This is a genomic window from Streptomyces sp. PA03-1a (assembly GCF_033792805.1).
In the GTDB taxonomy this organism is placed as follows: Bacteria; Actinomycetota; Actinomycetes; order Streptomycetales; family Streptomycetaceae; genus Actinacidiphila.
This window is the reverse complement of record NZ_JARAVO010000150.1, coordinates 1-23,296: the sequence shown is the minus strand read 5'-3', so window position 1 is coordinate 23,296 and position 23,296 is coordinate 1. Positions and strand designations below refer to the sequence as shown.

23 protein-coding genes and 1 pseudogene are annotated in these 23,296 nt (G+C 68.4%); 6 read left to right on the top strand and 18 right to left on the bottom strand.

Going from position 1 to position 23,296, the window contains the following annotated elements:
• Both PV341_RS29070 and PV341_RS29065 read right to left on the bottom strand, forming a co-directional pair.
• Positions 1-166 (bottom strand): BBE domain-containing protein (locus tag PV341_RS29070; protein WP_500359388.1); only part of this gene is annotated, 166 nt, incomplete at its 3' end.
• 715 nt (positions 167-881) lie between these two features.
• Positions 882-1,910: pseudogene (locus tag PV341_RS29065) on the bottom strand (LLM class flavin-dependent oxidoreductase); the annotation flags it as partial.
• A 601-nt stretch (positions 1,911-2,511) separates the two neighbouring features.
• On the opposite strand from PV341_RS29065, the gene PV341_RS29060 reads away from it, so the two are divergent.
• Positions 2,512-2,898, top strand: coding sequence for a hypothetical protein (locus PV341_RS29060; protein WP_500331047.1), 387 nt, complete (start codon positions 2,512-2,514; stop codon positions 2,896-2,898).
• On the top strand, positions 2,877-3,641 hold the full coding sequence (locus PV341_RS29055; protein WP_500359387.1) for an MFS transporter: 765 nt from the start codon (positions 2,877-2,879) through the stop codon (positions 3,639-3,641). The genes PV341_RS29060 and PV341_RS29055 overlap by 22 nt, the downstream gene beginning before the upstream one ends.
• Here PV341_RS29055 and PV341_RS29050 read toward each other — a convergent pair.
• The 8 genes from PV341_RS29050 to PV341_RS29015 all read right to left on the bottom strand — a co-directional run bounded on the left by PV341_RS29050 (position 3,543) and on the right by PV341_RS29015 (position 10,459).
• Entirely contained in the window at positions 3,543-4,502 is a 960-nt protein-coding gene (locus PV341_RS29050) for an NADP-dependent oxidoreductase (protein WP_500359385.1), read from the bottom strand. The genes PV341_RS29055 and PV341_RS29050 overlap by 99 nt on opposite strands.
• 382 nt (positions 4,503-4,884) lie before the next feature.
• Complete coding sequence (locus PV341_RS29045) at positions 4,885-5,274, bottom strand: hypothetical protein (RefSeq protein ID WP_500359384.1); 390 nt, start codon at positions 5,272-5,274, stop codon at positions 4,885-4,887.
• A 74-nt stretch (positions 5,275-5,348) separates the two neighbouring features.
• Entirely contained in the window at positions 5,349-6,014 is a 666-nt protein-coding gene (locus PV341_RS29040) for a 3-oxoacid CoA-transferase subunit B (RefSeq protein WP_500331042.1), read from the bottom strand.
• 50 nt (positions 6,015-6,064) lie between these two features.
• Entirely contained in the window at positions 6,065-6,823 is a 759-nt protein-coding gene (locus tag PV341_RS29035) for a CoA transferase subunit A (RefSeq protein ID WP_500331040.1), read from the bottom strand.
• 107 nt (positions 6,824-6,930) lie between these two features.
• Positions 6,931-7,785, bottom strand: coding sequence for a fumarylacetoacetate hydrolase family protein (locus tag PV341_RS29030; RefSeq protein ID WP_500359383.1), 855 nt, complete (start codon positions 7,783-7,785; stop codon positions 6,931-6,933).
• A gap of 2 nt (positions 7,786-7,787) precedes the next feature.
• The gene (locus tag PV341_RS29025) at positions 7,788-8,252 is read right to left on the bottom strand and encodes a nuclear transport factor 2 family protein (protein WP_500331036.1); all 465 of its coding nucleotides are present in this window, start codon (positions 8,250-8,252) and stop codon (positions 7,788-7,790) included.
• Between the two features lie 183 nt (positions 8,253-8,435).
• Positions 8,436-9,566 carry an NAD(P)/FAD-dependent oxidoreductase gene (locus PV341_RS29020; protein ID WP_500359381.1) on the bottom strand — a complete coding sequence of 377 codons (1,131 nt, stop codon included), beginning with the start codon at positions 9,564-9,566 and terminating at the stop codon, positions 8,436-8,438.
• A 290-nt stretch (positions 9,567-9,856) separates the two neighbouring features.
• Positions 9,857-10,459, bottom strand: a complete 603-nt coding sequence (locus tag PV341_RS29015) for a VOC family protein (protein WP_500331033.1) — start codon at positions 10,457-10,459, stop codon at positions 9,857-9,859.
• A gap of 1,132 nt (positions 10,460-11,591) precedes the next feature.
• Between PV341_RS29015 and PV341_RS29010 the strand changes: the two genes are divergently transcribed.
• The gene (locus PV341_RS29010; protein ID WP_500359380.1) at positions 11,592-12,173 is read left to right on the top strand and encodes a TetR/AcrR family transcriptional regulator; all 582 of its coding nucleotides are present in this window, start codon (positions 11,592-11,594) and stop codon (positions 12,171-12,173) included.
• A 544-nt stretch (positions 12,174-12,717) separates the two neighbouring features.
• A complete protein-coding gene (locus PV341_RS29005) occupies positions 12,718-14,202 on the top strand; it encodes a DHA2 family efflux MFS transporter permease subunit (protein WP_500359378.1) in 1,485 nt (494 codons plus the stop codon).
• Positions 14,203-14,984: 782 nt separating this feature from the next.
• On the opposite strand, the gene PV341_RS29000 is transcribed toward PV341_RS29005, so the two are convergent.
• The gene (locus PV341_RS29000; protein ID WP_500359377.1) at positions 14,985-15,557 is read right to left on the bottom strand and encodes a MarR family winged helix-turn-helix transcriptional regulator; all 573 of its coding nucleotides are present in this window, start codon (positions 15,555-15,557) and stop codon (positions 14,985-14,987) included.
• 555 nt (positions 15,558-16,112) lie between these two features.
• Positions 16,113-16,277 carry a hypothetical protein gene (locus PV341_RS28995; protein WP_500331027.1) on the bottom strand — a complete coding sequence of 55 codons (165 nt, stop codon included), beginning with the start codon at positions 16,275-16,277 and terminating at the stop codon, positions 16,113-16,115.
• A 254-nt stretch (positions 16,278-16,531) separates the two neighbouring features.
• Between PV341_RS28995 and PV341_RS28990 the strand changes: the two genes are divergently transcribed.
• Positions 16,532-16,750, top strand: a complete 219-nt coding sequence (locus tag PV341_RS28990; protein WP_500331026.1) for a hypothetical protein — start codon at positions 16,532-16,534, stop codon at positions 16,748-16,750.
• Between the two features lie 669 nt (positions 16,751-17,419).
• Here the strand turns inward: PV341_RS28990 and PV341_RS28985 are convergent.
• Both PV341_RS28985 and PV341_RS28980 read right to left on the bottom strand, forming a co-directional pair.
• Positions 17,420-18,574: an NAD(P)-binding domain-containing protein gene (locus PV341_RS28985; RefSeq protein WP_500331024.1), complete on the bottom strand. Its 1,155-nt coding sequence runs from the start codon at positions 18,572-18,574 to the stop codon at positions 17,420-17,422.
• 26 nt (positions 18,575-18,600) lie between these two features.
• Positions 18,601-19,374, bottom strand: coding sequence for an enoyl-CoA hydratase-related protein (locus PV341_RS28980; RefSeq protein WP_500331023.1), 774 nt, complete (start codon positions 19,372-19,374; stop codon positions 18,601-18,603).
• A 102-nt stretch (positions 19,375-19,476) separates the two neighbouring features.
• Here PV341_RS28980 and PV341_RS28975 point away from each other — a divergent pair, with 102 nt between their 5' ends.
• Positions 19,477-20,292, top strand: coding sequence for a copper resistance CopC family protein (locus PV341_RS28975; RefSeq protein ID WP_500359376.1), 816 nt, complete (start codon positions 19,477-19,479; stop codon positions 20,290-20,292).
• A gap of 441 nt (positions 20,293-20,733) precedes the next feature.
• Here the strand turns inward: PV341_RS28975 and PV341_RS28970 are convergent, their stop codons facing one another.
• The 4 genes from PV341_RS28970 to PV341_RS28955 all read right to left on the bottom strand — a co-directional run bounded on the left by PV341_RS28970 (position 20,734) and on the right by PV341_RS28955 (position 22,808).
• Positions 20,734-21,306 carry a GNAT family N-acetyltransferase gene (locus PV341_RS28970; RefSeq protein ID WP_500331020.1) on the bottom strand — a complete coding sequence of 191 codons (573 nt, stop codon included), beginning with the start codon at positions 21,304-21,306 and terminating at the stop codon, positions 20,734-20,736.
• A 295-nt stretch (positions 21,307-21,601) separates the two neighbouring features.
• On the bottom strand, positions 21,602-22,033 hold the full coding sequence (locus PV341_RS28965) for a helicase associated domain-containing protein (protein WP_500359375.1): 432 nt from the start codon (positions 22,031-22,033) through the stop codon (positions 21,602-21,604).
• A 250-nt stretch (positions 22,034-22,283) separates the two neighbouring features.
• Positions 22,284-22,415: a helicase associated domain-containing protein gene (locus PV341_RS28960; protein WP_500331092.1), complete on the bottom strand. Its 132-nt coding sequence runs from the start codon at positions 22,413-22,415 to the stop codon at positions 22,284-22,286.
• A gap of 66 nt (positions 22,416-22,481) precedes the next feature.
• Entirely contained in the window at positions 22,482-22,808 is a 327-nt protein-coding gene (locus PV341_RS28955) for a hypothetical protein (RefSeq protein WP_500331017.1), read from the bottom strand.
• Positions 22,809-23,296: the final 488 nt, after the last annotated feature.

Here is a 23,296-nt window from a genome sequence, read left to right as displayed (position 1 = left end):
GGGCGGCACCGTCGGAGGGCGCCGCGGGCGGGATGGCGAAGTTGCGATTGAAGACGTTGTCCGGATCCCATGCGGCCTTCAGGGCGCGGAGCCGGGTGAGGACGGGCTTGGGGAAGGCGTCTACCAGACGGGTCGGGTCGGTGTCCGTCTCGAAGCTGGAATACATGCCGTTCAGGTGCGGGTACAGCCGTGCCCAGTGGGCGTTCATGCGGGTGACATGACTGGAGGCGGTGGCGGCGATGACGGAGAAGTTCTGGGTGCGGTGCGACCAGGCCATGGCGTCCTCCGGGACGTCGTGAACGGCGCCGCCCATCGAGCGGAACTGCATGACCATGACGTCGCCCGACTTCATCGCCTTCTCGATGATGCCGGCGGCCTCCGGGGTGATGTGCCAGCAGCCCGCTGCGGGTGTTTCCCAGGCCCTGGCCGCGGTGCTGGTTCTCGGGCGGGGCGACGATCGTGTGGTAGGGGACGAGCTGCGCCCTCTGGTCCAGGACCGGGCCGGCGCCCAGGAACGGGGTCAGGGCGTTCTGCGCGTCCTCGGTGTCGTCTCCCGCGTAGACCAGGGTGATCTGTGCGGTGACTGGCCCGCCGCGGCGGCCGGGGAACATCGATATGAAGCTGGTGATCTCCCGCGGGGCGGCTTCGACCAGCCGTCCCCATTTCAGGAGGAAGTCGGCCGTGTTGGTGGCGTCCACGACCATCGTGGCGTAGGCGACGCTCTCGAACTCGTACGCCTGCAGTTCGAAGGCGGTGACGATGCCGAAGTTGCCGCCCGCGCCCCGGATCGCCCAGAACAGTTCCGGGTGGTGCTCGGCGTCGACGCGCAGCCTGCGGCCGTCGGCGACGACGATCTCGGCGGCGGTGAGGTGGTCGATGGTCAGGCCGTGCTTGCGGGCCAGGTAACCCAGGCCGCCGGCGGTGGCGGGGCCGCCGACACCGACGTCGCCGTAGTCGCCGGAGCTCATGGCCAGTACGTGCGGTGCGAGCGCGCGGGCGACATGTCCCCAGCGTGCGCCGGGGCCGACGCGGATGAGTCCGATGGCCCGGTCCAGGACCTCGGCGCAGTTCATCTTCGACAGGTCGATGATGATGCCGGCGTCGTTGGTGGACCGGCCGCTGATGCCGTGGCCGCCGCTGCGTACCGAGAGCGCTACGTTCTGAGCGCGCGCGCAGGCGAGGGCGGCAACGACGTCGTCGGAGTTCTCGGCCCGGATGACCAGGGCGGGCGATCCGGGATGGACGTAGCTGTGGCGGACGTCCTCATAGGCCGAGTCGCCCGGCTCGACGACCTTCTTCGCCAGGGATTCGGGGACCGCGTCGTGGTCGATGGTGTCGCGCCGTTCGGCGAGGACGACAGCCGTTCGGTCGGGCACCGTGCCGGTGTCGGCGGGGGCGGTCGACCGCTCGCGGGCGACGGCCTCACGCAGGGCGGGCGCCACCTCCTCGCCGAAGGTCCGGATCAGCCGGGCGTCGTCGCGGCCGATGTCCCAGGCGCCGCGGAGGATGTCGATCGCCTCGTCGAGAGCCTCGACGCCCTGCCCAGGGCTCAGACGGGGTCCCCCCATGCCGTGAACGGCGTCGGGGAAGGCGCCCGCGCCGAGTCCGAGTCCGAATCGGCCCTTGGACAGGACGTCGATGCTCGCCGCCGTCCGGGCGAGCATCGTCGGTGGCCGCAAGGGCAGGTTCGTGACGTTCGCCGATACGCGGATGCGGCTGGTTCTGGCCGCCACCCAGGTCAGCAGCGTATAGATGTCAAGAAAGTCCGCATTGTACGGATGATCCTGGAACGTGGCGACGTCCAGCCGGGCAGCCTCCGTGAGTTCCGCAAGCGCCACGGCTTGCGCCGGGTCCTGTGCGGTGGGGGTGATGAATGTGCCGAGCAAGAGTTCGTGGCCGTAGTCGGGCATGCACTTCCCCTGGATGGGCTGTCAGGTAGTTCATCTGCCAGATGTATGGTATTGGAAGCAACACATCTATGAAGCTGCGCATTCCCGGCGTCTGGGCGAAGAGACGGACGACTACCGCGGGGCACCGGCGAAAGGTCGTCGCATGCCGCGTGTGTGTGGGCAGGACACCTCACGCGCTGGTGTACTCAGGCCGCGGAGCGCCGCCGGCCGCACCGTGCGCGCGCATTTTCGGTGCGGCTGATGATGTTGCACCCGATGGTTATGAGGCGGTGTTGCCGGGGTGCAGGCTGGTCGGCGGCCGGTGAACTGCCGGCACGGTCCGGAGCGATCATGCTTGCGAGGAGGCGGAGGCGTTCCTCGGAGGTGCTGCCTGGCTGTGCGTGGTAGGTGATCAGCGTTTGACCGGTGCTCGATATGAGCAGCTTTTCGTAGCGCAGTTCCAGCGGTCCGGCCTGGGGTGGCGGAACAAGGTCCACCGACTCGCTCGGCCAGCCGCTCGCAGAGGGCGATCGGATCGTCCGGACCCACGGCATGTGCGGCCGTTGCCGCGCCCGCGCCATCGACGGCGAGCCGAGCCTGTGCGAGAACCTGCGCCGTTTACATGACCGAGAGCGCTCACACCTACCCGTTCCTGCACGGCGGCTGCTCCGAATACGGGTACGTGTACCCGACCGCGGGCAGGGTCCGCGTACCGGACGATGTCCCGGACGCGGTGGCCTCCGCCGCGGCGTGCTCGCTGCGCACGGTGATGCACGGCTTCGAACGGCTCGGCCGCATAGCCGCGGCCGACACGGTCGTGGTGCAGGGCGCCGGACCGGTCGGACTGTTCGCCGTAGCCAAGGCGGTCGCCGAGGGTGCGCGCCGGGTCATCGTGATCGGCGGTCCCGCCGAGCGCCTTGAGGTCGCCGCCCAGTGGGGCGCCGACGTCACGGCATTGATGTCACCGTGCTGCTGCCCGGGATCGGCATGTACCTGCTGCTGTCCGTGAGTACCCGCATGATTCAGGCACCGTCGACGACCGGAGGGCTCGACAAGTCCGTCGTGGTAGCCGGTCTTCTCATGCTCCCGCAGGCGCTGGGAAGTCTCGCCGCCGGATGGATCACCCGCCGACTGGGCAGGTGGCTCCCGGCACGCTGGACGCTGCCGCTGGCCGGCGTCGTGATGATGTCCGCGATGGCGTTGTTCGCCCTCTGGCGGCACAGCCTGCCGGGCCTGGTGGCCGCGATGCTCCTGGCGGGCATCGGGATCGGCATCATCTTCTGCACCGCACCGGCGCTCATCGTGGAGAACACCGGCAGCGATCAACGCGGCAGCGCACTCGGCTTCGACCAGGTCTTCCGTTACGTCGGTTACGGCTTCGGCAGCGTGCTCCCGGCACGCGCTCGTCGGCGAGCTCTCCCGGCCAGGCACCGCGACAATCGGCCCTCACTTCACCGGGACCGTGTTCCCCACCCGTACCTGGCGGTCGGGAAGCAACACGTGATTGGCACCGGGCGGACACTGGCCCCCGCGGCCCGGAAACTCAGCGCGCCGCGTTCCACGCGTCGCGCTGAGCGGTCCGTTCCCCTGAGGCGGTCGTCCCGCGGAGCGAGAGACCGGAGATCGGTGACGCGGCTGGCCGCCTCAGGCGGTTCAGAACTCCAGGACGAGGCGTCCGCGGACGCCGCCGGCCTCCATCAGACGGTGGGCCTCGGCGGCCTGTTCGGGAGGGAAGGTGCGAGCCACGCGTAGGGTCAGCCTTCCGGCTTCAGTCTGTTCACGCAGGTCATCGAGCCGGCTGCGGTCGCCCAGGTAGTCCGGGACGAAGGCCATGTGCATGCGCAGAGACCGCCGCCGCATCTCCTCGGGGCTGACGGCGCGGGATCCTTCGCCGAGGACGGTGACTATGACGCCGCCGTCATGGACGGCCGGGGCCACCACCGCCGAGCCGATGACCGCCGTGTCGATCAGCCCTGCTACTCCCGCCGGGACTGCTCGCAGGATGTGCTGGGCAACATCGGCCCCTCGCGGTACGACGATGTCGGCACCGAATGAGCGCACGAGTTCCTCATCGGCCTGGGAGGCGTCCGCGACGACGGTGAGTCCGTCCGCCTTGGCCATCTGGGTCACGTAGCCGCCGACGGCTCCTGCTGCGCCGGTGACCGCGAGCGTCTGCCCCCGTGAAAGCCCGGTCAGGTCGACAGCGAGCCGCGCGGTCAGCCCGTTCATGGGCAGGGTGGCCGCCTCGGCATGGGTCGTCCCCTGCGGCGCACGGGCGACCTGCGCCGCGGGCAGGACGACGTATTGCGCGTAGGCGCCGCCCAGGGGACCCCTCGGGTCGGCCATGGCCATCACCCGGTCTCCGAGACGCAGATCGGTTTTCACATCGCTGCCGATCTCGTCCAGCACCCCGGCTGCTTCCATGCCGGGGACATAAGGGGGTGCGGGGGAGGTGGGTCCCAGCGCGCCATTGCGCAGGTAGCGGTCGCCAGGGTTCACCGTGGCGGCGTGGACCCGGATGCGTACCTGTCCGGGACCGGCATGAGGCTCGGGCACCTCAAAGACGCGCAGGGCTTCCGGCCCTCCGAATTGGGATACTCCCACTGTTTTCATGATTCCTCTTCATGGGCCGAAGTCGCGTATGCGTGGTAGGGAGGGGTCGTGTCCGGCCGGGGCATCCGGCCGGGTCAGCCGAAGACGTGTACAGCCCGTTCGGCTGAAGCACTTTTGATGAGGTCCATCAGCTGGTGGCCTGTGTCGGCGCAGGTGAAGGCTGGGGCTGTACGGGGCCTCACCGCAACCGGCGTCGGACCTGTGGACGTGCGCACTGTCACGCTGATCACCGGCGACACGCAGAATTCCCGCCGCGCGGTTGAATGCGCCCCAAAGCGTCGGATCCAGCGCGCCTGCACGTGCTCTATGACGTAGACGACATGCACGTATCAGGATCAGGCGGATGAAATCGGGAAAACGGGTCTGCCCCGAAGATGGCGTGTCACTTCGTGAGCGGTGTCTGGCTGTGCGATATCGCAGGCGCGTCGCCGAACTCCCCGGATGGGATTTGGGGGCCGGTGGGTGCGTCCTGCTCAGACATCGGTTGGGAAGACGTCGTAGATCCGGTTCCAGCCGCTCTCGGCCACAGCGTAGACCTCCGGATCATCGCAGATCGCCTCTGAATCCGTCGGCCCATTTCTTCCATAGCCGCGCTCATCGGGCCGCCGGAGACCAGCGGATGTGCCACTGCCGTCTGCAGACCGACCATCACGATCCAGGCGTCCGCCCGCGACAGATTGAGCATGACAGGTGGCATGTTCTGCCAGCGCTTGTATGCGCTGGCCATCAGATGCACGCCCGTCGCGTCGCGTTCGTTCTGATCGCCGGCCATTGCCGCCCTCTTCTATTTTTGCACCACTTACCTGACCGTGGACTCGCGACAGCTGACGGGCACTTTGATGTCGCTCACCGCAGCGGGTCGGCAACGGAGAACGGCGGCTCGGTTGCCGCGCGCACCGTGTCGACAGTGGCGCCGCGACCGAGTTCCACCAGATGCAGGCCGTCGGAAGTCACGTCGAACACCGCGAGCTCGGTGATGATCCGGTCGACGACCCTGCGGCCGGTGAGCGGCAGGGTGCATTCCCGGACGATCTTCGGAGACCCGTCGCGGGCAGTGTGTTCCATGACCACGACAACCCTGCGGGCGCCGTGGACGAGATCCATGGCGCCGCCCATGCCCTTGACCATTTTCCCGGGAATCGTCCAGTTGGCCAGGTCTCCGGAGGCAGACACCTGCAGGGCACCGAGGATCGTCGTGTCGATGCGGCCGGAACGGACCATGCCAAAGGACGCCGCCGAGTCGAAGTAGGCGGCGCCGGGCAGCACGGTGACGGTTTCCTTCCCGGCATTGATCAGGTCCGCGTCCACCTCCTCCTCGTACGGGTAGGGGCCGACGCCGAGGATCCCGTTCTCGGCATGCAGCACTACGTGCACGCCGGGGGGAATGTGATTGGGGATCAGAGTCGGCAGGCCGATGCCGAGGTTCACGTACTGGCCATCGGTCAGTTCCCTGGCCGCGCGTGCGGCCAGCGCGTCGCGCAGATCGCCGCTGTGGGTTTCGGTGGTCGTCACTGTTCCTCCTGCGTCGTGTTGGTGGCGGGTGTGGGGTGTCGAGGGGTGAGTCAGACGTCGCCCGGCACGCGCACCGTGCGGCGCTCGATGCGCTTGTCCGCGACGTCGGCGGCCACCACGCGGTCGACGTAGACGCCCGGCAGATGGACGGCGTCGGGCGGAATCTCGCCGGGCTCGACGATCCGCTCGGCCTCCACCACGGTCGTCCGGCCGGCCATGGCGCACAGCGGATTGAAGTTGCGGGCGGCGGCGTGGAAGACGAGGTTGCCGTGCCGGTCTGCGACCGCCGCCCGGACGAGCGCGAAGTCGGTGGCGATGGCCTCTTCCAGCAGGTACCGGCGGCCGCCGAATTCCCGCACCTCCTTGGGCGGGGAGGCGACCGCCATGCTGCCGTCCGGCGCGTAACGCCAGGCCAGGCCGCCCTCTTCCACGAGGGTTCCTGCACCGGCCGGGGTGTAGAAGGCCGGGATGCCCGCGCCGCCGGCGCGCAGCCGCTCGGCGAGGGTGCCCTGGGGCACCAGCTCCACCTCGAGCTCGCCTTCCAGGTACTGGCGGGCGAATTCCTTGTTCTCGCCGACGTAGGAGGAGGTCATGCGGGCGATGCGGCCGGCCCGCAGCAGGAGTCCCAGGCCGCCGTCGTCGACACCGCAGTTGTTGGACACCACGGCCAGACCGGAAGTACCTGCGGCGACAAGAGCGGAGATGAGGGTGGAGGGGATGCCCGAGAGTCCGAAGCCGCCGACCGCGAGGGTGGCGCCACCGGGGATATCGGCCACCGCGTCGTGTGCCGAGCCGACCACCTTGTCCATCTGACTTTCCTTCACTTCGAATTGGGCGCACGCGCGGGATCATCACCGTGTTGGCACACGGCTGGAGCACGTCTGCCGCCGGACCTGGTCGGCGGCAGACGTACCGTCTAACGGGTGGCCGTGGGAGCCATGCGTACGGGGTTGCGGAGCCGGCCCAGCCCCTCGATCTCCACGGTGACCACGTCACCGGAGCGCAGGTATCCGCCGGTCGCCAGGGCGACGCCGCCGGGTGTCCCGGTCAGCACCACGTCGCCGGGCAGCAGGGGCGTCGTGGCCGAGACATGCGAGATGATTTCCGGGACAGAGAAGATCATCTCGCTGGTACGGGAGTCCTGGCGCACCGCGTCGTTGACGTATGTGCGGATCGCCAGGTCCAAGTCGGTGCCGGTCTCGTCCACGGTGACCAGTGCCGGACCCATGGGCTTGAAATGCGGGAAGGACTTTCCCCTCCGCACTCCGTCGATGTCGGTGACGACGCCTTCGGTCATCGCCGCCAGTTGTACGTCGCGGGCGGAGACGTCGTTGACCGCGATCAACCCCGCGACGTGCTCCCACGCCCGTCCCACCGGGATGTCCCGCCCCGGCCTGCTGATCACCACGGCGAGTTCTGCCTCGTAGTCGACCTGCGAGGGGGCCTCGGCCGGCAGCCAGATGGGGTCGTGGGGCCCGGTTGCGCTCATGCCCGTCACAGTGATGAAGACCGGGGCAGTGGGGGTGGGCATGCCGGCCTCCGCCACGTGGTCGCGGTAGTTCGCACCGGCGATCACCACCGTGCCCGGGGCCGCCACCGGTGGCAGGAGCACCGCCTCACGCATCGGTATTCTGCTGCGGACACGGGCGGATCGGGCACGTTCGATGCCCTCCGACAGCACATCGGTGACATCGAGGTGGGGGAGGTCCAGCAGGGCGAGTTCATCACCCTCGCCGCGGGCCAGCCCCGCGGTCGTGCGGTAGAGGCGCACGGTCATTCACCTCCCGCGATGATGTCCACGACCCGCCGGGCGATGCGCCAGCGGCCGTCGTCGCCCTGCACGAACCGGTCCGTGAGCAGCGTCACCGCACGAGGCACCGGAGCAGTGCCCGCCCGCTGGTCTGCTTGCCGGTACAGATGCAGGTACGTCTGCGCCTCCGCCTCAGTGGGCGACAGCAGCCGGAACGAGGAGGCGGCCGGGACGTGGACGCCCTGCTTGGCGCTCTCCTCCTGCCGGGCCTGCATGGCTGCGGCCAGCCCGGCTCCCGAGAAGGACCACGGACCCATCACCATTTCACCGTCCGGGGTGAACAGTTCCACGGTGCGCGCGGCCTCGCCGTCGTCGACCCATCGGAAGATCGCGTGGATCACGTCCAGGCACGCCACCCGGGCCCGCAGGGCCGCAAGGTCGGGTTCGGTACCAGGCTGCCGCTCCGCCGCGGTGGTTGGTTCAGCCATCACTGAGCCTCGTCTTCGGGATTAGGGGTTGTGCGTCGTTGAGTGAGCCTTCTCGGTGGCCCCGGTGGAGGGTGGCCCCGGTGGAGGGTGACCCCGGGCGTGGCTGACACGCCCGCGATCTGGCGCGTGGGGTGTCACCCTCCTGAATGCCGGCTCACCCGATGGGTGGCCGTTGCGGCAGGCTCAGTGGCCGAGGGCCCAAGCGCCCTCGGTCAGGCCGAGCTTGTCCGTGTACATGTCCACGAGCAGGTGGTCGCCCTTGAGCTGCGCGACCGAGGCATCGTCGAGCAGATCCTCCTGGTTGACCAGCCAGCCGGTTCCTTTGCCCGGGCCGAAGGGCACGACGAGGTGCGGGAAGGGGTCTGCGAACGTGGCGTCCTGCCCCTCCTCCTCACCGACGATGTGCCGCCGGATGTTCTTTGCGGCCACCTCCGCCTGCAGGTCGGCGAGGAACGCCGTCGGCAGGCCGAGACCGGCGATGTCGCCCACCGCGTAGACGGTCTCGTGGTCCTCGACCCGCATGTCGTCGCCCACCCGCACGGTTCCCGAGGTGTTTCGGGCCGCTGCCAGGCTCCCGGCGAGATAATCGGAGGGCACCGTCCCGCCAAAACAGCGCAACCACAGGTCCGCCTCGATCGTCTGGCCCGTGGTGGTCTGCGCCGTGAACGGCGCCACCACCCCGGCCGGCGCCTCGGGCAGTTCCGTGAGGCCTTCTTCCAGGCGCAGGTCCACTCCGGACTCGGTGATCATCTTCCGCAGTGCCGTCCGCAGCTTTTCGGGGTAGTTGCCGCCGAGCACGTCCGAGGAAGGATCGAGGAGGGTGACCTTCTTGTCCGGCCACTGCGCCAGGATCTCACCGGCCATCTCGATACCGACCGCACCCGCGCCCAGGATCACTGCGTGGTCCGCCCGCTCCAGCTCCTTGGCGGTCCTGGCGTAGTTGTCCTTGGACCTTTCGCTGCTCTCCTCCGCGTCCTTGGCCGGGAAGGGGTACCTCGATCCGGTCGCCAGCACCAGGAAGTCCGGACGCAGGACCTCACCCGAGACCAGTTCGACGCGGCCCGGCTCGACTCGTGCGGCCCGATCGTGCACCACGCTGCCCCGCGTGAGCAGGCGTTCGTAGGACATGAAGATGTTGGGCGCCCAGTCCGGCTGCACCGTCGCGCGCAGTGAACCGATGTTGTGGCGGAAGGAGTCGCGCGGCTCGACGAGGACGACGTCGGCGATGTCGTCCAGCTCCCGGGCCGCACGGATGCCGGCATAGCCGCCTCCGATCACCACGACACTGGGACGGCTGTCGGATGCCTGGGACATGTGCTGTTTCTCCAAATCGGTTGTCGCGGCCACACGTTCGTTTGCTGCCGCTGCGGGAGCTGCTGGGATCCACTGCGTGGTGCTCGTTTCAGACCGTCGCGATCAGCAGCGACGGTCGGCACACGACGTCCCGCCGGGACATCAGCCGCGGGGGAGGGGAGGCTGGTGCGGCGGGCGGCTGTCCGTCCGGGATCGTCCGCCGCACCAACCAGGGCCCGCGCGAGGGTCGCCGCGGGCAACCTGCCTCTCGTGTACCCGCACAAAGACGAGAGGCAGGTGCTTTTAGGAAATCACCAGGTCGGCTTGACCAGGTCCTCGAAGGATTCGCCGGCCCGGAAGCGCTGCACCAGGTCGTCGAGGTCGATCGGGGCGCCACCGGGGCGGCGGAGCCAGACCTCGCCCTGCATGAAGTCTTCGGCCTCCTCCGCCGTGGTGAAGTTGTCGATCTGCAGTTCCACCAGGTTGTCCTCTGGATCCCGGTAGTACATCGAGGTGGTCACGCCGTGGTTCATCGCCAGAACCGGCCATATCTCGGCAGCGGCCAGCCGCTGGTAGGTGTCCAGCAGCTCCAGGAGCGTGTCGTAGGTGAAGGCGATGTGGAACAACCCCGTGGCAGGACCGGCGAGCGCCTGGAAGATGTCGGTGTCCGCGGTGATGGGGACGGGCCTCTCCCGCTTCACGATCGGTCGGACCGGCTCGGCCTGGTCGGGGTTCTCCAGGTCGCCCATATTGGCCAGCGCGATCCGGTGGTGCTCATCGTCATAGGTGATAAAAGCCGAAGCAGGGTCCTCGTGCATGACCTTGCCGTCGAGCACGGTCACATACCATTCCCGCATTTCCTTCAGGTGCTGCGTCCGCAGGACCACATGTGCGAGCTTGGCAGGAGACGCCATCGTCTTTCCTCCTTGTGGTGGGACGGCCATTGGGCCGGACCGAGGTTGACCGCAAGCCTGGGCGCGCGGCCGCACTCAGGCTGAAACTGCCGCCAGGGCCACAACAGACCCCGTCAGCGCAGACCGGCATCCCGGTCACGCCGCACGACAGGAGCGCGGGGGGCAGATGTGAAGGCCTGCGCGGGTCGAGGCGTCACCTCGTCCTGGATGCGTTCGCCGTCGACCCGTCCCAACCCGTCATGCGGACGGCCGCCACGGTGACCAGCCGTCGCGTCAGCAACGGCGGACGGGGCTATCGGCCGGTGAGGGCCGGATGTGCTCGGTCATGCGTCCCATGGTGCGGCCGACGCCTGCGGCGGCCAAGAGGAACATTAGTCACTAATGAAAAGTAAGTTTCAGTATCGCCCGCGGACGCGCAGTCCGCAGACGCCACTCGGGTGCCCAGCGCGGCGTGATCGTGTCGCGGACACCGCCTTGCGCTCCTCAAGGGGGCAGCGGAGCGTGCTATGGGTGGCCGTCAGGATGTGAACAGGGCATCGTCCGTATCGGACAGACTTGTCTGTTAGCTTTGATGCGCCGGGGCCAACTGACCCCGCTCATCGACGGCACCTTTGCCGCGGGCAGGCTTGAGCAGAACCCGGCGATACCCGCCGCTGCCAAGGACGCGGCGTGTGCCGCGGTCGAGCGGCCGCCTGCCGCCTGAGCGCACGGCCGATTCATCCGCTCCGTCGCCGGCGTTCGCGCCGTGGACGGGGAGCTCGATCGGTAGGCGTCGTGGACGCCAGGACCACCCGCATCTGCGGTGCCTCACTATCCAGCCCTGAAGCCGGAGAGGTCATCGGCGCCATCCCAGCCTGCGGTGGCCGCTGGCCTTGGGGGAGTGCACGGCGCTACAGGACTGCGGCAAGAGAGATCACCCCCGGCCTTCGCGCATGCCGGGAGGACCCGCTGCAGGACCCTACAGGCCTCGCGCTGGTGGCGACCGCCGGATGACGTCGCACGACGTGCCTTCAAGACCAGATGTCCCCCCACCCGTGCCCGCAAAACCTGTCCAGGAGCAGTCGGCGATGACCAGCCGCAAGACCTCCACCTTTATTTGCCGAACGTTCCATCAATAGGTACGGTCAGGTTTATGGCACGTACTCGCGAGTTCGACACCGAAGCCGCCGTCACCGCGGCGATGCAGGCGTTCCGGCGTACCGGATACGGTGGCACCTCCGTGCGGGACCTGGCGAACGCCATGGAGATCGGCAGTGGTTCGATCTATGCGGCCTTCGGCAGCAAGGAAGGTCTCTACCTGGCTGCACTGGACTTGTACCGGCGGCGCTACGCGCTGCCGTTCATCGAGATGCTGCGCGCCGGCGGTGACGCGAGGGAGACGATCCGTGCGGCTTTCGCGGCGGTGATCGACGAAGTGACCTGCGGTCCCGGCCAAGCGTCATGCCTCATTGTGGGGGCGGCGATGGAGCGTGCGCACAGCGATGCGCAGGTGGCCGAGCGGCTTCGCGCAACGACGCAGCTGCTGGAGCTCACACTCTTCGAGGTCATTGCCGAGGCGCAAGGGCGGGGCGAGATCCCGGCCGGTCGGAGCGCCGCAGACCTCGCCGGATTCCTCGCCATGACCTTCCAGGGCTTGCGGGTCATGGGGGCCATAAATCCGGATCGGGCCGCGCTGACGCGGGCCGCGGAGGTCGCCCTGAACTGCCTTCGCTGACTCCGCAGCGCCGGGTGCCGACCAGTCCTGTCACCGCACGACAGCCGGGCATTTACCTGCCCGCTTAATTTAACGATCGTTCGTGTTAGAATGGAGGTGGGATGCCCGGTTCGGCGGAGGGGTCAGGACTGGGCCCCATCTCGCCGTGACGTCAGCACGTCGCGACAAGGTTCGGCGCGGGCCGCCGCAGCCGCGTGCAACGACCGTGAAGAGCCTTTGATGCAAGCCGCCAATTGCCTCCTGGCCGGAGTGTAGGGCGCGGACACCGTTGTCCGCTTCCTCCGGGTATCCGAGTCGTGCGGGGGTCACGACGCGCCCGCCGAACTCCGTCACCTCATGTGCGGCAACGACGCCCGCATGGCCTCCCGGCTCGCCCCGGACCCGGCCCGGCGGAATCAAGATGGCGCCCGACGTCATGTCATGTCCCGGGCCTGACCTACGCCATCGAGCGCGCCTGCACCACCGGCACGGCGCAGACCTTCCACTCACGCGGCCCGGCTGAAAGAGCCTGGCCGACAACCGACACCTTCAAGGAATGCCAGTCATGTCTCAAGACGTCCACCATCCCGACCCCCGGCGCTGGTTGGCCCTGCTGTTCATCGCCATAGCCCAGCTGATGGTCTTCCTCGACGGGGCGATCATGAACATCGCTCTGCCGTCTGCTCAGCATGACCTCCACTTCACCGACGGCGGCCGGCAATGGGTCATCACCGCCTACGGCCTGGCCTTCGGAGGTCTGCTCATTCTGGGCGGGCGCCTGGGCGACCTCTGGGGCCGCAAGAGGGTGTTCGTGATCGGGCTGGTCGGCTTCGCCCTGGCCTCGGGCGTCGGCGGCGCGGCGCAGAACCTGTCCACGCTCCTGACTGCCCGCGCCCTCCAGGGCGTCTTCGGCGCGCTCCTCGCCCCCGCCGCCCTGGCGCTGATCTCGCTGGCGTTCACCGATGCCAAGGAGCGTGCCAAGGCCTTCGGCATCTACGGCGCCATCGCCACCGCGGGCGGCGCCCTCGGCCTGCTGCTCGGTGGCGTGTTCACCGAGTACACCGACTGGCGCTGGGGGTTCTACATCAACCTCCCCATCGCTGCCATCGGCATCATCGGCGTCCTGGCCGTCGTCCGTGACGCCGGCGCGCACATGGGCCGCGGACGGCTGGACGTCCCGGGGGCCATCCTCGCCAGCGGCGGTGCCGTCGCCCTGGTGTTCGGCTTCGCCAAAGCGGAGAGCGACGGCTGGGGTGCCGGTGTGACGATCGGCATGTTCGTCCTGTCCGCCCTCCTGCTGGCGGCCTTCGTCGTGCTGGAGGCAAAGGTGAAGTCACCGCTGCTGCCGCTGCGCGTCCTCACGGAACGCAACCGCGCGGGCTCCTATCTTTCCTTGGCTTTGTCCGTCATGTCCATGTTTGGGATGTTCCTCTTCCTCAGCTACTACTTCCAGCTGGTGAAGGGATACTCGCCGGTGCAGAGCGGTGCGGCCTTTATCCCGATGGCCGCCGCGCAGGCTATCGGCTCTACGCAGATCGGCGCCCGCCTCTCGCACCGGGTTCGGCCCGGCCTGCTGATGGGTGTCGGCTACGCGGTGTCCGGCGCCGGTGTGCTGCTGCTCGCCCTGCTTGACGTCGATTCCTCGTTCGGCTTCATCGCGGTTGCCGAGATCGTGGTGGGTGTCGGAATCGGCACGGCGTTCATGCCCGCGTTCAGCCTGGGAGCCCACGGTGTCGAGCCCCGCGATGTCGGAGTCGCCTCCGCGATGACCAACACCGCGCAGCAGATGGGCGGCTCCATCGGCACCGCGCTGCTGAACACCATCGCCGCGAGCGCCACCACCGGATACGTCGCTTCCCACCACCGCTCCACATCCCTCACCAACCTGTCGCTGGTGCACGGCTACTCCATGGCCTATTGGTGGGGCACCGGATTCCTCGCTGCCGCTGCACTGGTCGCGTCCTTCGCCGTCAACGCCGGCAATCCGAAGCGCCAGTCGAAGGTCGCGGCCAGGAGCGCGGAGACCTCGGAGCTCCAGCACGCAGAGTGACGAGAACAGACCCGGGGCCGCGCGCGATCGTGGATGCGGTCGAGCTGCGGATTCTTGAACCGCTCGAGCAGTGGTGGGAGATGCCGGCGACGGTGATTGCCGAGCGGATCGGCTGGGACCGGCCTGGGTGTGCTCAGGGCCGGGAACCGAATCTGCGGCCGGCCTATCGCCCGGATCCGGCTCGCGGACGGTTTATGAGCCGGGCGAGATCGGTCTTTGCGACCTGTGGTTCCCGCCCGCCGACATCCCACTGGGCTTCGGGCAGGTCGGACGGCCGCCGGTGTTGGTGGTCGCGGGCTATTGGCGGTGGATCACTGCGCGGATGATGCCTTCCCGGTCCGGAGCCAACTTGATCGCCGGGCACTGGCGGCCGCTGACCGAGTTGGGGGCGGTTCCGTGGGTGCTGGTCTGGGACAACCAGGGAGCCGTCGGCTCCTGCCGGTCCGGTGACCAGCAACTCACCGACGACTTTGCCGCGTTCGCCAGTCTGCTGGGGATCAAGTCTTGCTCTGCAAGCTGCGGGACCCGGAAGCCAAGGGCCTGGTCGAGCCGGCCAACGTCTATCTGGCGTGTCAGCTGCCATGCGTCCTACTGTGACGCTGGCCCCTCGGTGAGGAGGCAGGGGTCGCACTTTCCGGCGGGGTTGTCGGTGCGGCGCCGTCGGCCATATCCCGGTAGCGCACCACTCCCGGGTGGTACTCCAGGAGATGAGTAACGCCCGAGGCCGCCTCCCCACCCTGCGAACCCGTGCGGTCACCGGTATGTGTCATCGCCTTGCGAAGTCAGGTGATGGATTGCTGCCGCGTGCGACCACCCGGCGGCCGGTCGGGTTTCTGGGAGACATCGACGTCGGCGACCTCCTGCGAGGAGTGCCCCATCATGGGGTCGTCCGGGCTCACGTGGTGGGCCAGGGTGCGCAGCAAGGTACGGAATGTGGTCCGCGCCTCCTCGGGCAGAACGTCCAGGAGCTGCTGCTCGGCCAGGCCGACCGGGCCGCTGAGTTCCTCCCAGCGCTGTCTTCCGTGCTCGGTGGCGACGATGCGCCGACTCCTGCGGTCGGCGGGGTCCGGCTTGCGTTCCACCAGGTCAGCCCGCTCCAGGTCGTCCAGGAGATACGTCATGATCGTGCGGTCGATTCCTAGTCGTTTGGCCAAGGCCCGCTGGCTGTTGGCGTGGCCCTGGAGGGCAGCCATGAGCGTGAAGTAGCCGCGGGGGCCCCCGGGGATCTCGGCCACGGCCGCCTCGACGACTTTGGCGTAGGCGCGGAAGACCACACCGAGGGCAAAGCCGAAGTTGTCCTCCATGTGGACCCCGGCTTCCGGGCCCTCTGCACTGTTGCTGCGCTGCGAAGTCACAGCGGCCACTTTAGTTGACGAAGACATTTGTTTCGTCTGCACTTTAGAGTGCAGATGCGACATACGGTCTTCTTCGATTCCCGGCACAGGCGCGCACCACCCGGCCGGGAAAGGTGAACGCTCATAACTCCGATCGACAGACCGGACGTGCTCCTGTAGCTGAAGTGGATCTACGAGAACACCCGTCGCGATCGACAACGTAGGAGGCCCTCACCTGGTAGACGCCTGGTCCGCGCTCCGTGACAGCGGCGTTGCTGGAGCGCTGGCATGTCTCCTCCGGCGCCGCCCACTCCGGCCAGGACGGAGCGCCTGGTGCCGGGTTCGGCATCACGCCGTGTGCCCGGCCGGCCCGGCGGGCAACCGGAGCCTGCTGCTGGCGGAGGTGCGGTGTACGTTGGGTGTGAATGCGCGCCGGCGGCAGGACGCCGGTTTGTTCACGCCTCGTTCCGAGCAGGAGTCAGCCCCTGCGTCGCCCTGCTTGGCGGTTCGGCCGATGGTGTGCCTGCTCTACACCCGCTACCCGGGCCCCACACCCGCAGCCGCCGCCGCTGCCCTCTATCGGTCCAGGACCCAGGTGCCCTGCCGGGTACGTGGCGCCTGGAGCCAGGGGATCCACTGCTTGGCACCGGCGGCGGACGCCTGCCGATCGCGCAGGAACTGATGGGGGTCTACGACCTGACCGGACTGCCGTATGCCGAGCAACTGTGCTGGTACAAGCACCGCTGCTCCACGCACGCCGGCAATGACGCGGCCGCGGACCACACGAGCACCGAATGGGAGCCCTTCGACCCGAGTGCGCCACCGCCAGTACATCCGCGACCGGCCCCCAATCCCTAGGAACCGCCGCTCTGCCTGAAGGCGCGGCCACCGGCATCCCCCTGCGGTCGACGCTGCCGCTCCAGCAGCCTCATTCGTAGCTGTCGAGACCGTTCTCCGTCCATCTGTGAGGCGCGCATGCCATCTGTGAGGCGCACATGCCCAAGACCTTGGTCGGTACGTCCGACCCTGATCAGCCCCCGCCCGGGCCTGTGCTCTATGCCGAGCACGTCGAGCGCATGGTCCTGGCAGCCGTCCTCCACCACCCCCAGCTCACCCCGTACTTCATGGCTGACCTGCGCCGTCACGCGGCTGCGCTCTCCGAGGGCTTGCCGCCTGTGCCGATGCGCGGCTTCCTCACCGACGACGACACCTGACCACCCCCTGCGCGTCTCAACCGCGCTCTCACAGATCGATGAAGCTCAACGATGCTGAAGCCCACTGACGACCAGCCGGACGGCATCGTCAACGCCGTCTATGCGAAGGGAAGCGCTCCGCCCCACCGGCAGGGGCTAACCTCCTGTCGCTCCCTCCCGGTTATCGACCGTGAAAATTGAGAGATGGGCGGTACCGCCCGGGAGGCGGCGAAAGCCGGTGCCGCGCACGCGCTGAAAGTGGCCGACACCATCGACGCGTTCTGCCAGTCGCCACCGCAGCCCCCACCCCATCGCCCGCCGCCCGCGTCTGGCTGACGGAGCGAAGCGTGCGGCCGGCACCGGGCCCACCCCTACCGAAATCCCCGCCCCCGCCACCAGCGTTGGGCCTACCACCGGGACCGTGACCGGTACAGAGTCCAGCCGGGGTCACGGCCGGTGTCCGCCCGGCCTTGCGGGGGGCCCGAGGAGTTCGCGGCTCCCACGCAGAACGCCAACGCGCCCAACTGACCCGTCACCAAAGCGTTTCGCGGTTCTGCGGTCGTCGGCCAGCCGTGGGCCCACAGTCGGCGACGGTCGCAGCGAAACGTTGACGCGGCACCGGCTCGCACATATGCGTGTTCGAGATGGACCCAGGCCCATGTGAGCTTCGATGCAGACTGGAGCGCCACTTCAGCCCGTACGTGCCAGCATGTCGCGCATGATCAGGGCGGCGGATGCCGGAGCGGCCTTGACGAAACCGAAGAACGGCCCGAAATCCTGCGCCGCGGAGAAGCCGGTGAGATACAGCCCAGGAACGGTGCTCTGGAGGGCTTCGTCCAGCACTGGAGAGCCATTTCGCATCTTGATGCGTTCCACCAGGTCCGCCAGGAACGGGACGCGGGCCAGTTCGACCGCGTATCCAGTGGCGAAGATCACCTGATCCACGGTCAAGGACTCAGTGTTCGACATCGTGATCCGCACCGGCCCGCCGTCCACTGTCGGCTCCGCCAGGACCACTGCGGTCTCCGGCCAGATCCGGACGTCGGCCGCATCGAGCCGCGCCGGCAGCCACGGCTCCAGCGTGCCGCGGCCGGCCTCCCAACATCGCGCCAGGATTGCTTCCCGTACGGGAACCGGCAAGCGGCGCCACCATCCGGAACCCCGCATCGTGGCCTCAAGGTAGTCGTCAAAGAACGTCCAACTCACCGACGCGAAACGGGGCATGGGATGGCGGTGCACCACATCGACGCGAGCCGCCCCGTGTTCACCGATCAGAGCCGCCCACTCATACGCACTCTGTCGGCCTCCGACGATGAGCACACGCTGCCCGGACAGGGCATCGAAGCGGACCAGGTCACAGCTGTGGGACGCGCGGCCCGACGGGATCGAGCCGCCCCAATCGGGTAGTCGGGTGAAGTAGCTGATACCCGCCGCGGCGACCACGACATCGGCGCGTATCCGCCCGCCGCTGTCGAGCTCTGCGTAAAACGTGCCGTCCCGGTGGGTGAGGCGCGTGACCAGGTCCTGCCTCAGGGTGATGCCTTTGGCGCGGCGGAACCAGTCGGCATACTCACGAAAGAGCTCCACGGGAATCGGATCAACCTCTTTGGGTGAGAGGGCCCGTTCCCGCAGATAGGCCTCCAGGGTGTAGACGCCGGTGGCGTCCAGATGCCAGTCGATGCCCGAACGCAGCAGCATTCCCGGCGGCATGTGCTCGGACCAGAACCCCATCGGCCGTCCGACCACGACCGCATCCACGCCTCGGTCACCTGCGAGCGCGGCCGCCGACAGCGCAAACGGCCCCCCGCCGATGATGAGCATCGGCACCGACGTGGAATCCTGCATCGTCGTCTCAGGGCTCCGTTCATTCGTCACTCGGGCCACACCGGCGGCCTCTTCTCCAGGAAGGATGCAATGCCTTCGCGAGCTGCCGGGGTCTGAGAGGCATCAGCCATGACCTCGCAAGCGATCTCATAAGCGTCGGATTCGGGACGGTCCAGCTGTGCGTAGAGGGTTCGCTTCCCCAGCGCCTTGCTGGCCGCGCTGCCACGACTGGCCCGGGCGAGGAGTTCCTCGACCGCCTCGTCCAGTTCGCCGTCGGGGACCACTCGATTGACCAGTCCCCACTCCAGGGCGGTACGGGAACCGATCACCTCGCCGGTGAGGGCCATCTCCATGAGTCGCTTGCGTCCGATGGAGCGGGCCACCGGCACGGCAGGCGTGTGGCAGAACCACCCCCCCTTGCCGCCGGGAAGTGCAAATCCGGCACACTCACCCGCCACCGCCAGGTCACACGATGCCACGAGCTGACAACCTGCGGCCGTGGCCAAACCATGCACTCTGGCCACCACCACTTGCGGTGCGGACTGAAGAAGCCGCATGACGTCCGTACACAGATGCAGCAGCTCCCGAATGCCCTTGGCGTCCTGTGCGAGCACGTCGGAGAAGTCATGCCCGGCGCTGAAAACCGGTCCATTCGCCGCCAGAACAACCCCTACCGCCGGAGAGCCCGCCACCTCGGTCAGTGCCATCTGCAACTCGCGAAGCAGCTCCCAGCTCAAGGCATTTCGGCGTTCAGGCCGATTCAGGGTGATCCAGACGGAATCCCCTTGACTGGCCACGACGAGATTCTCATATGCGGCCACAAGATGATTTTATCGTAGATTCTGGCGATCTATCCCGAATGGGCGAGGCGTGGCCGAGTCGGCGTCTCGCGCGGAGGGTGTGATCGGGGCCTAACATTTGGAATGACCGATCGTTCCAGCTTGGATGAGATGCCCCGGGCCTGCGCGGGGGTGAAGGGGTGCAGGGCGGGGCGCGTCAATCCACTGGCCCACGGCACCTACACCGTCGCCTACCACGTGGTCTCCGCCGACAGCCATCCCGTGGCCGGCGCCTACACCTTCTCCATCGGCGCAACCTCCACCACCTCGGTGTCCGCCTCCGGCACCGGCAGCGCCTCCTCCGGACCGGTCGCACACGCCTACCTCGCCGGCCGCTTCGGCGCCTACGCCGGACTGCTGCTCCTCGTCGGCGGCGCCTGCAGCGGGCCGGTGCGGCACAAAGCCGCCTGGAAACAGGGGACGGGAATGGGTCACGCATCCTCCTCGGCCCGCAACGCAGTCAGCAGCGTCTGGCGGAACACTTGGGTCGTCGAAGGGAAGACCTGCCGTCTGCAGGGGAGCGCAGACGGCAGGGCTTGGCCGCCGGGTGCGGCGAGCCTGCCCCGACGCTCGCACCTGCTTTGGGCTCCCGGGCTGCGCGGCCCGGATATGTGCCACGGCGGTGGACGGGAGATTGCCCGACTGTCCCGCGCGGGCGTGCCGACCCGGCGCGCGGCCCGCCCCTTTTCCGCGGCTGAGCTTGTCCGCAACGCGCCCGGCGGCGCCTCCGGACGCCCCAAGCGTGTGCTCGGGAGCGTCCTGGGCCACCAGGACCCGCATCACCCGCCCGTCGCGCCCGTAGGAGTACCCCGGCTCGGTGGAAGACCTCAGCCCAAGGCACCCGTCAGCCGCCGCAGCAGTGGCACCCGGACGCGACCCAACTCCGCGCCCCGGCCATGATTTCGTGCGCTTCCGGCGGATGATCGAGCCGCCCCACACCTTGGTGGACAGCTGGTGCACCCCAGATCGGTCGCGACTTCCCCGGGCACCGGCCCAGTGGTACGCCGAAGGAGAGACGCCGGTTTGGGTAGTGCCCTGTCCATGCGAGGCCGGGGCACTTGCCCGGGGACACGGGCGAACAGTGCCAGAGGTGCGTGGTGGCTTCGCTCACCGGTGACGACAGCAGTTATTCAGTGCTTCGGAAGGCACCCGGGCCGCAGCCTGTTCGATGTTCACGACAAGCGACAGCACCCGAGTACGCAGATGAGAATGTTGGCGCTCCATGCTCCAGCGGCGCGGATGGGCGGGATCGGTGGGGCAAGCCAAGACGTTGAGCTCGCCGGAGCGAGTCACGGTGACCTCGGTGGAGGTTGTGGACTGAAAAGCTGGCAAGTCTCGGTCCTATCGACCGGCCGTCGGCGTGCTCGTCGGGTGCCACTCGCGGCGGAGGAGGCCGAAGACCCAGGAGTCGGAGACGTCGCCGTTGACGACGCAGTCCTCGCGGAGGGTGCCTTCGCGGACGAAGCCGAGCTTCTCCAGGACCCGGGCGGACGCCACGTTGCGGGTGTCGGTCTCGGCCTGGACGCGGTTCAGGTCCAGGGTGTCGAACGCCCACCGCAGGACGGCGTGCGCGGTCTCCGTGGCGTAGCCGTGGCCCCACGCGGCGGCGCCGAAGACGTAGCCCAGGGACGCGCTGCGGAAGTCCGGGTTCCATCTGGTCAGGCCGCACCAGCCGATGAACGCGCCGTTGGAGACGCGGTCGACGGCCACCCGCGCTCCCGTGCCTTCCTCCTCGATCATCCGGCAGGTCGCGATGAAGCGCTGGGCGCGGGCCGGTTCGGTCCACGGCGGGGAGTCCCAGTAACGCAGCACGTGGGTGCTGCTGTGCAGCGCGTAGAGCGGCGCAGCGTCGGCGTCGGTGAACGGCCGCAGTCGCAGGCGAGCGGTGTGCAACTCGGGGGTGGGCAATGTCATGCGGAGCATCCTGTCGCGTCACGCTCGCCCTCGACCATCCGTTTACCCGGACGGTCGGGGGCGCGTACGTCCCGGTGACGCCGAACGCGCCGCATGGGCGGCGAGTGCGCAGTCCCTCGCCGGCATGGCGAGTAAACGGCGGCCGGGGGGGGACGTTGACCAGTCTCGTCCTGTACCGGACTCCGGACGGATGGAGGTACGCCGTTCACTTCACCAGGTCGGCTGGTATTGCCGACGGCGCGCTCACCGGTCCTCCGCCCTCGGCCGAGCCGGACATCGCGCTAGCGCCCCTGGTTCAGAAGGCGGGGAATTCACCCACCGCCGGCTCGACGCCCTCGGGCATGCACCCGATCAACGTGACTACGCCAAGAGGGTGCTCGGTGCCGTCGATGGTCTCGATGTGGGGGCGGGGGACGTTGAGGTGTCCTTCCCGTTGGGCGTATTGGCGGGCGGCGGTGAGGTTGGCGGCCCAGATCTGTGCCCGGGTGCGTTTCGGCTTTGCAGCCCTCAGGGCTGGTGTGCGTTCCTCCGGAGCGGTGGTGATGCCGAGGATCTCGGTCAGGAGCCATTGCTGGACGGTGGTGAGGGTGTCCCACTGGGTTTGCTGAGTGTGGATCCAGCGGCCCATGTCTTCGCCTTGGATGACGAGCTGGGCGTCCCGGTCAGGGAGTGTGCCGCCGGCGGTGTGGTAGGTGCGGGCGAGGTGGAAGCAGCGTTGCCACACCACGGGCCAGGTGGGGCACCAGGCGGGGTCGATGTCTTCGGGTGCCTGCCGCCGGTCGCGATTCAGCCCTGCGGCCTTCCGGCTACCAGCTGCACTGCTGCGGCGGGCTGCTGCGCGCTGGTTCTTCAGCCATTGGCCGATGGGGTAGCCCTGCCAGGTGGCGTCGGTGGGGCGAGGAGATGGCCGTGTTCGGCGGCCCGGCCTCGTGCAGCGGCCAGGCCCTCGGTGAAGGCGAGCTCCCCGTGGCTCCAGATCATGCCGAGCTCGTCGACTGCTGAACCCGTTCGGCGTCGAGAAGGCTGCGGGTGTGGGCTTGGCGCTGGCGGGTGATCCGCATACCGAGGGGGAAACCGTCGGGAGTGCGGTGTCCGTAAGGGACGCGCAGGTCGCCGTGGTCGCCGTGGTAGGCGAGGGCTGCCTGCAGGCCGCGCCGCCAGAACTCGGACTCCGGCTACAACACCCGCAGGCTGATGAACGCCGCCAGCTGCGCAGGGTCCCGCGGCGCAGAGAACGACAGCAGCCCACTCGCCGGCGCACTGACGCCTCCCACCGCGCCATGCCCTCCACCGGCAGCCCCAGATGGGGCGGACCGCCGCCGGGAGGCCGCCTGCGGGGTGGCCAGCTGCTCGACGGCCTCGGTGTCATGTGCGCGCAGTGCGCTCAGGGCCTTGGTCAGGCCCTCGTAGGAGCGGGAAGAGACCATGTCGTCGGGCTCCTTGCCGGGGCTGAGGAAGACCGGGACGACCAGGGAGGCCGTATTGCCTTCGCCGGGCTGCATACGCAGGGCCCGGCCGACGGTCTGGACGATGTCGGCCCCCTATTCGGCCGCGCACCCAGTCCCCCTTGCTGGCTAAAGGGGCGGGAACGACGTAGGGCCAGGTCCCCGAAGCCATGGGGCCAGCGGTGAGAACCGGGGCTGGCTGTGCACCCGCTGGGTGCTTGTGCCCAGGCCCGCGGCCCGTCAACCCGGCGCTGGCGGCCCCGCGGTTGTCCCCGTTCGCAGCCGATTACCTCAGTGTCGAACACGCAGAAATCTGTGTTGGCTGGAGTAGACATTGGACGGTGGTGTGGTTATGGTTTCTCTCGTAGCCCAGAGGGACCAGAGGGCCTGGCAGAGACGAACTGCCGGTCAGCAGTATCCGCAGTACAGCTAGTTGCAGTGTGCAGGGACGGTGCGGTGGTGGAGTTCCGAAGCCAGAGCGGTTGCAGGACGGCGACGGGACTGACGCCGGACCGGGTGGCCCGCAGTGATCAGGGGCCGCCGTG